The organism is Sodalis-like endosymbiont of Proechinophthirus fluctus (genome assembly GCF_001602625.1).
Classification (GTDB): Bacteria; Pseudomonadota; Gammaproteobacteria; order Enterobacterales; family Enterobacteriaceae.
In genome coordinates, this window is the sequence record NZ_LECR01000049.1 from 14,902 (window position 1) to 21,067 (window position 6,166).

Annotated in this window: 6 protein-coding genes and 2 pseudogenes; 1 reads left to right on the forward strand and 7 read right to left on the reverse strand. The window is 51.1% G+C overall.

The features are described 5' to 3' along the window. The 5 genes and pseudogenes from atpA to atpB all read right to left on the reverse strand — a co-directional run. Window positions 1–1,227: pseudogene (gene atpA / locus BG74_RS05750) on the reverse strand (F0F1 ATP synthase subunit alpha); the annotation flags it as partial. 12 nt (window positions 1,228–1,239) lie between these two features. Next, complete coding sequence (gene atpH / locus BG74_RS05755) at window positions 1,240–1,773, reverse strand: F0F1 ATP synthase subunit delta (RefSeq protein WP_066597229.1); 534 nt, start codon at window positions 1,771–1,773, stop codon at window positions 1,240–1,242. 13 nt (window positions 1,774–1,786) lie between these two features. Then, window positions 1,787–2,257, reverse strand: a complete 471-nt coding sequence (gene atpF, locus BG74_RS05760; protein WP_066597231.1) for a F0F1 ATP synthase subunit B — start codon at window positions 2,255–2,257, stop codon at window positions 1,787–1,789. A 57-nt stretch (window positions 2,258–2,314) separates the two neighbouring features. Then, a complete protein-coding gene (gene atpE / locus BG74_RS05765) occupies window positions 2,315–2,554 on the reverse strand; it encodes a F0F1 ATP synthase subunit C (protein ID WP_066597232.1) in 240 nt (79 codons plus the stop codon). 50 nt (window positions 2,555–2,604) lie between these two features. Continuing rightward, a complete protein-coding gene (gene atpB, locus BG74_RS05770; protein ID WP_066597234.1) occupies window positions 2,605–3,423 on the reverse strand; it encodes a F0F1 ATP synthase subunit A in 819 nt (272 codons plus the stop codon). Window positions 3,424–3,441: 18 nt separating this feature from the next. Between atpB and BG74_RS13400 the strand changes: the two genes are divergently transcribed. Then, a complete protein-coding gene (locus BG74_RS13400; RefSeq protein WP_187202694.1) occupies window positions 3,442–3,579 on the forward strand; it encodes a hypothetical protein in 138 nt (45 codons plus the stop codon). Between the two features lie 731 nt (window positions 3,580–4,310). Here the strand turns inward: BG74_RS13400 and rsmG are convergent. Beyond that, a pseudogene (rsmG, locus tag BG74_RS05775) lies at window positions 4,311–4,893 on the reverse strand (16S rRNA (guanine(527)-N(7))-methyltransferase RsmG). 62 nt (window positions 4,894–4,955) lie between these two features. Next, a partial coding sequence (gene mnmG, locus BG74_RS17135) for a tRNA uridine-5-carboxymethylaminomethyl(34) synthesis enzyme MnmG (protein WP_244267353.1) occupies window positions 4,956–6,166 on the reverse strand: 1,211 nt, incomplete at its 5' end.

Consider the following 6,166-nt stretch of genomic DNA (forward strand, 5'->3'; position numbering starts at 1 on the left):
GAACTGGGAGAAAGCGGCCAATTCATGATACTGCGCCAACGCGGTACGGATACCGCCGAACAGTTTTTTCATGATCTTGGTCTGAGCGGCGCCACCAACGCGGGAAACCGAGATCCCCGGGTTTACGGCAGGACGGATACCCGCATTGAACAGGTTCGATTCCAGGAGAATCTGACCATCTGTGATGGATATCACATTGGTCGGTACGAAGGCGGAAACGTCACCGGCCTGGGTTTCGATTATAGGCAGTGCGGTTAAAGAACCGGTCTTACCCTTCACTTCACCCTTAGTGTAGTTTTTAACGTATTCCGCGTTAACGCGGGAAGCGCGCTCCAGCAAACGGGAATGCAGGTAGAATACGTCACCAGGATAGGCTTCACGGCCGGACGGACGACGGAGCAGCAGGGATATTTGACGATACGCGATGGCCTGCTTAGAGAGATCATCATAGACGATCAGCGCGTCTTCACCGCGATCGCGGAAATATTCACCCATGGTACAACCGGCATACGGCGCTAGATACTGCAATGCGGCAGATTCGGACGCATTGGCGACCACCACGATGGTGTTCGCCAATGCGCCGTGCTCTTCCAGCTTACGTATCACGTTAGCGATAGTAGACGCTTTCTGACCGATGGCTACATAAATACATTTGATGCCGCTGTCGCGCTGGTTGATGATGGTGTCGATAGCCAGCGCCGATTTCCCAGTCTGACGGTCGCCGATAATCAGCTCGCGCTGACCACGACCGATAGGAATCATAGCGTCGACGGACTTATAACCGGTCTGCACCGGTTCATCGACCGACTGACGTTCGATAACGCCCGGGGCAATTGCTTCAACAGAGGAGAATCCATCATGCTCCAGTGAGCCTTTACCGTCGATAGGAGCACCCAGAGTATTAACCACGCGTCCAAGCAGCCCACGGCCGACCGGCACTTCCAGAATACGCCCGGTACATTTGACTTTCATACCTTCAGCTAGATCCGCATACGGCCCCATGACCACGGCGCTGACGAAGTCGCGTTCCAGGTTCAGGGCGATAGCAAAACGGTTGCCTGGCAGCGCGATCATTTCACCCTGCATGACTTCGGCTAAGCCGTGTATACGGATGATCCCGTCGCCGACGGAAAGGATGGTACCTTCGTTGTGAACTTCGCTCACTATATTGAATTGAGCAATACGCTGCTTGATCAGTTCGCTGATTTCGGTGGAATTTAGTTGCATGCCTCAGTCCTCTTAAGACTGCAAGACGTCTGCCAGGCGCTCCAGACGACCGCGTACGCTACCGTCTATCACCATATCGCCAGCGCGTATCACGATGCCGGCCACAACAGACTTATCAATTTTGCAATTCAGTTTAACTTTGCGTGACAGACGCTGCTCCATCGCGGCACTAATTTTTGTCAGTTGCTTTTCTTTCAACGCGCTGGCAGAAGTGACATCCACTTCCACAGTCGCCTCCTGCGCCGCGCGCAGAAGAATGAACTGTTCCAGCACATCGGGTAGAGCCGCCAGACGCCTATTTTCCGCCATGACCCGAATCAGGTTCTGACCGGAGGCATCAAGCTCCTCGCCACAGACCACGATAAACGTTTGAGCTAGCCTTTCTGGTCTAACAGCGCCAGAGAGCAGTTCGGTTATCCGCTCATTGCGGCTCACCTCGGCGGAGAACGCCAGCATCGACTGCCAGTGTGCCACGTCTTGATGTTCGACAGCAAAGTTAAAAACCGCTTTGGCGTAGGGGCGAGCTACAGTTACCAGTTCAGACATCGGCCTCTCTCTCCTACAGTTCAGCTACAATTTTATCGACGATGTCGCTGTTGGTAGCTTCATCTACGGAACGTTCGATGATCTTCTCGGCACCTGCTAAAGCCAGCATAGCGACCTGCCTGCGCAACTCCTCGCAGGCGCGCTTGCGTTCGGCGTCAATCTCGGCCTGCGTCTGCGCTAGGATTTTGTTGCGTTCCGCTTTCGCTTCGGCTTTAGCTTCATCAATCACTTGCGCTTTACGCTTGCTGGCTTGTTCGATAATCGCCTGGGCTTCCACCCTTGCTTGTTTCAAATGATCGGTTGCTTCGGCCTGGGCGATGTCTAGATCTTTTTTTGCGCGTTCTATGGAAGCCAGACTGTCAGTAATTTCTTTCTGACGCTTCTCGATGGCAGCCATTAACGGTGGCCACACATACTTCATGCAGAACAGCACAAACAGGACAAATGCAATGGCCTGACCGAGGATTGTTGAATTAATATTCATAGCACAATACCTCTTGTAAAATTAATGATTCTATGTTGGTTAGCTTAGTGTTTAACACTAAGCTACGGCGAACATAACGTACAGGCCCAAACCCACGGTGATCATGGGGATGGCGTCAACCAGACCCATAACGATAAAAAACTGCGTGCGCAGCAGAGGGATCAAATCAGGCTGACGCGCGGCGCCTTCCAAAAATCTACCACCCAGGATGCCGATACCGATCGCAGCACCGATTGCCGCCAGACCCATCATCACGGCGGCAGCCACGTACAGAAGATCCATATTCAGGTTTTCCATGACAGTCTCCAGTTTATTTCAGTTAAACGCAGTATTAATGTTTATAAAAATTAATGTACTTTAGACGCCATCGCTAGATAAACAATCGTCAGGACCATGAAGATAAAGGCTTGTAACGTAATAATTACGATATGGAAAATGGCCCAGGGCACATTCAGAATCCATTGCGACCACCAAGGTAAAAGGCCAGCAGTTAGGATGAAGATCAACTCACCTGCATATATGTTGCCAAACAATCGAAGGCCCAAAGACACCGGCTTAGACAGCAGGCTGACGCCTTCGAGAATCAGGTTGACGGGAATGAAAATCGGGTGATTGAACGGATGCATGGTAAGCTCTTTGACGAAGCCGCCGATCCCTTTCGTTGTTACGCTGTAATACAGGATGAGGATAAATACGCCGAGCGCCATCGACAGCGCAATGTTAACGTCAGCCGAGGGCACCACGCGCAGTGCTGGCAAGCCGAGCACGTGCTCGCCGAGATAGGGCAGCAAATCGATGGGCAGCAAATCCATCAGGTTCATCAAAAATACCCAGACGAAGGTGGTTAGCGCCAGAGGAGCAATGAGTTTGCTTTTACCGTGAAACATATCCCGCACGCTGCTGTTGACAAAACCGACTACTAGTTCGACGAAGGTTTGCATTTTTCCTGGCACACCGCTAGTAGCGCCTTTGGCGACGCGGCCAAATATCAGCAAGAAAATCGCGCCCAGAAGCAGTGAGAAGAACATAGAATCAATGTTCAAGACCCAGAAAGACGCCGCCGAGTGGGGATTAACTAGTTCAAATGTACGCAGGTCCAACTGAAGGTTGTTCAGGTGGTGTCCTATGTATTTCTGTGGAGTAGCGATTTCTCCTAATGCAGACATGATGCCTCTTATTACCCTTTGTTGTTAATTTGGGACAAACACGGTTTTGAACATCCCAAGCGAAAAGACCAGCAAGGTGATAGCCGCCGCTATCTTAGCTCCTCATCGATGGTGAATGACCAGGCGATGCGACCCGAGACCGCAGCCTGGGCCTGATAATGGCATGCGTACAGCATGAACAAGATACCCAGCAACCGGCCGGCCCGCCTCCGTGACTGATGCGGCGGCGCATTGGGACTTGCAGAATGCACAGAACGCTGAACGGAACCAAAGTTATCAACTGGGAAAACAGTAGCTTTCCAGCGACCTTACAGCTGTAAAAGGCTAAGGTCATGACTTTTGCACTCTCCCTACATGCTTAACTCCGGCTGAGCATGTATAAAATTGCCTTTGCCGTGATTCAGTTAAGCGGTGAAAAACGTGCAAATTATACGGGTCAGTACTACAAATTCAATCGATAAGTAGCGAAAAGATGAACAATAATTTAAAAAATGCAGATTTCATCTTTTTTACCACAAAAGCGTGGGACTCAACTCATAACATGTAAAAACAGGCAAAACCCTCCAATGCTCCGCCAATTATCGCCTGTAGAACTTCGGACAATATCACACCGCGGCGGATTTAGAAGCGTAAGCCAGCGATTAATTCATCCATCTCAGAAATTAAAAAATTAATTATATATACTCTATACTCTATTTGGGCACGCCTATTGTCCTACAGGAGTCACACGCGTTTATATGCCGCGCGGTTTGTTAATGTAACAAAAATTTATATAATAATAATTATTTTTAAAATAAATAATTCTTGTGACGCCTAAATTACCGCCGGCGCTTTATTAAACAAAGCGCCGGCGCTTCTTTTTGCCTTTTTTGTTGACGAAAAGCAATTTAATTTGCCGCCACCACTACAATATGCCGTTCGCCCTCCAAGCCTGGCACTTGATTGAAGCATGATCACCGATTCTAGCCAAAAGCCCGGCGGCAGCATGCTCAGCTCCGTCTCGGAGAGCTGGCTTTTCAGCGCATAAAATCGCCCTTTTTCTCTGGCCGGTAGCGCCGCAGCGCACCAGATCAGCATGTCACCGAGGGAAGCAAAAGCGCGGCTTATAATGCCATCAAAACCCTCGGGCGTCTTGAAGCTCTCTACCCGACTCTGCACTGCCACGACATTATCGAGCCCTAGTTTATGCTGTACCTGACGCAGAAAACGTATGCGCCTACCTAGACTATCTAGGAGAGTGAAACGCGCCTCGGGTCGCACAATAGCCAGCGGAATACATAGCAGCCCAGGGCCAGTACCGACGTCGATGAAGCGGCCACCGCGCAAATGGGGATTGACGACGATACTATCCATGATGTGACGAACCAGCATTTACTCCGGGTAACGCAACGATGTCAGGTTGTACGCCTTATTCCATTTATGCACCAGCGCGATATAGCCCAGTAACTGCTTTTTTTGCGCTGCTGACATAGCTACGTCCGCCTGCCTAAACAGGGTCTCCAATGTCCCAAGAATCAATGATTCCGTCATTGTCAGGCACTGTGGCGCAGTAACCCCTGTTTTTTCAGCCAGACTAGCAAGATGGAAATCGACGCCGGCGTCACGCCGGAAATACGTGAAGCCTGTCCGATAGAGCTAGGTTTGTGATCGTTGAGTTTGGCGATCACTTCGTTGGATAGGCCAGGAACAGTATTAAAATCCATATCCGCCGGTAGCAGTGTATGTTCATTGCGCATCTGGCGCGCAATCTCCTCCTGCTGACGGGCGATGTAGCCCTGGTATTTGATCTGGATCTCGACCTGTTCCGCTGCCTGGTTGTCGATCAGTGCTGGACCAAAGCGGTCCAGGCCGGTTAGCCGCGCATAATCCATCTCCGGGCGACGCAGGAGCTCTTCTCCGTTAGATTCGCGCGTCAGCGGATCTTTGAGCAGCAGATTAAGCTGATCGACGCCTTTGCTGCTGGGATGTATCCATATATCGCGCAAACGCTGACGCTCCAGCGCTATCTGTTCTTGTTTGGCGCAGAAGCGCGCCCAGCGCACTTCATCTACCAAACCGAGCTGCCGGCCGATTTCCGTTAGACGAAGATCGGCGTTATCTTCACGCAACGACAGCCGGTATTCAGCACGGGAGGTAAACATACGGTAAGGCTCTTTGGTGCCAAATGTACATAAATCATCAACCAGTACCCCCAGATAAGCCTGATCGCGCCGCGGCACCCAGCCCTCTTTGTCGGTGGCAAACCTTGAGGCGTTCAGACCGGCGAGCATTCCCTGTGCGGCGGCCTCTTCGTATCCGGTAGTTCCGTTGATTTGGCCGGCGAAGAATAGCCCCGAGATCAATTTGCTTTCCAGCGTCAGCTTGAGATCGCGCGGATCAAAGAAGTCGTACTCGATCGCATAGCCAGGACGTACTATACGCGCATTCTCCAGTCCCTGCACGGAGTGGACGATTTTCATCTGTACATCGAACGGCAGGCTGGTCGAGATGCCGTTGGGATAAATTTCTTTGCTGGTAAGCCCTTCTGGCTCGAGGAAGATCTGGTGGGTATCGCGATCAGTGAAGCGCATGACCTTATCTTCAATGGACGGACAGTAACGCGGCCCTACGCCCTTAATGATGCCGGTGTACATCGGACTGCGATCCAAATTTTGACGGATGACCTCATGGGTCTTTTCATTGGTATAGGTGATATAACAAGGGATCTGGAGCGGATGCTGATCCGCTGAGCCCAAAAATGAGA

Excerpts from the sequence above, each read along its gene's own strand:
- atpE (WP_066597232.1), bottom strand. The coding sequence starts at position 2,554 with ATGGAAAACCTGAATATGGATCTTCTGTACGTGGCTGCCGCCGTGATG.
- atpH (WP_066597229.1), bottom strand. The coding sequence starts at position 1,773 with ATGTCTGAACTGGTAACTGTAGCTCGCCCCTACGCCAAAGCGGTTTTT.
- atpF (WP_066597231.1), bottom strand. The coding sequence starts at position 2,257 with ATGAATATTAATTCAACAATCCTCGGTCAGGCCATTGCATTTGTCCTG.
- atpB (WP_066597234.1), bottom strand. The coding sequence starts at position 3,423 with ATGTCTGCATTAGGAGAAATCGCTACTCCACAGAAATACATAGGACAC.